Origin of the sequence: Roseiarcus fermentans, assembly GCF_003315135.1 — a bacterium.
Classification (GTDB): Bacteria; Pseudomonadota; Alphaproteobacteria; order Rhizobiales; family Beijerinckiaceae; genus Roseiarcus; species Roseiarcus fermentans.
The window spans coordinates 1-1,192 of sequence record NZ_QNRK01000090.1 but is presented as its reverse complement, the minus strand read 5'-3'; the positions used below and the strand labels follow the sequence as shown (position 1 = coordinate 1,192).

Sequence of the window (1,192 nt, the reverse complement as noted above, 5' to 3'; positions counted from 1 at the left end):
CACTCGAACTCTCGGAAGGTCATGGCCGAGAAACGGGCGGGGTCGTTGTCTTGCCGCGCCGTGGGGTTGGCGAAGGTCGTCCCCGGATAAAAATGCACGCGCCCCATGATCGTGCCGATCAGCCGCTCGATGTGACCGCCGTAGTGCGGCGCGCCAACAGGTCGCCAAATTAGCTTGATCCGCTCCTCTCGGCACGCCCACGAAAACGCCCTGCTTCTGAAGTCGGCGCCATTGTCGGCGTGAAGCGCTTCCGGTAGTCCCGCCGCCGGCCAGCGTGCATCGATCTCGTTCTCTTTGAGCCACGCGCTCTTGTCGTAGACGGCGTTCAACATGCAAAGTCCGATGGACACCCGGGACGGCTTATCCATCGACAAATGGAACCCGACCACCATCCGAGTGAAGACATCAATCGCCAGAGTCAGCCAAGGCCGAGCTGTCATGGCCTTGCGCGTCGTCTCGTCCACGAGGAAAAGATCGACTTCCGTGTGGTCGATCTGCACGACCTCCAGAGGCCGTGACGCGACATACTGACCGGGCGCCGCCTTCGTCGCTTTGACGCCCTTGCTGTCTTTGCGTTTGAGGGCCGCCACGCGCCTGTCGATCCGGTCAACCCTCGCCTTGATCGTTCGGCGGTCCGGCGGGGGCAATTCGGCGCGCTTGCATCTCGCCCTCACCTGTTCGATCAAATAGGTCATCGTCGGCCGTTCGGGCCTCAAATAGATCTCCCGAATCGCCAGCGAGATAAGCTTCTCTCGCTTTCGGTCCAACACGAAAGCGTTCTTGCGCCGCCCTCGGCTGCGCGGCTCGACGGAGCTGACTGTTCGCTTCGCTCGAAACGCCACGATCAGCCGGTACAGCGTCGCTCGACTGACGCCCAATTCCCAAGCGACCTCATCGACGTCGGCTATCGACAAGCGTTTGTCGCCGTGCCGCTCCAAAAGTCCGCTGATCGCCTCTTCGCGTCTGCATCCCTCGAGCCAGGCGCGCTGCTTTTCATCATCGTCAAAGACGCGTTCGTCGTCGTCCATTCCGACCGCCGATTTTGCCCCAATGTTGGGCGGCCAAATTCTCACATTTGACGGCTATTTCAACGCATATTATCAAATTAAATGGATATTCTCAAATATCATGGATGCACTTAAGCAACTGATTTCATTGCGTCTGAGTTCTCAGCTCAAGACGGAGCCTGACA

1 pseudogene is annotated in these 1,192 nt (G+C 59.1%); it reads right to left on the bottom strand.

The features are described from left to right. A pseudogene (locus DFR50_RS31130) lies at positions 1–1,028 on the bottom strand (DDE-type integrase/transposase/recombinase); the annotation flags it as partial. Positions 1,029–1,192 lie beyond the last annotated feature (164 nt).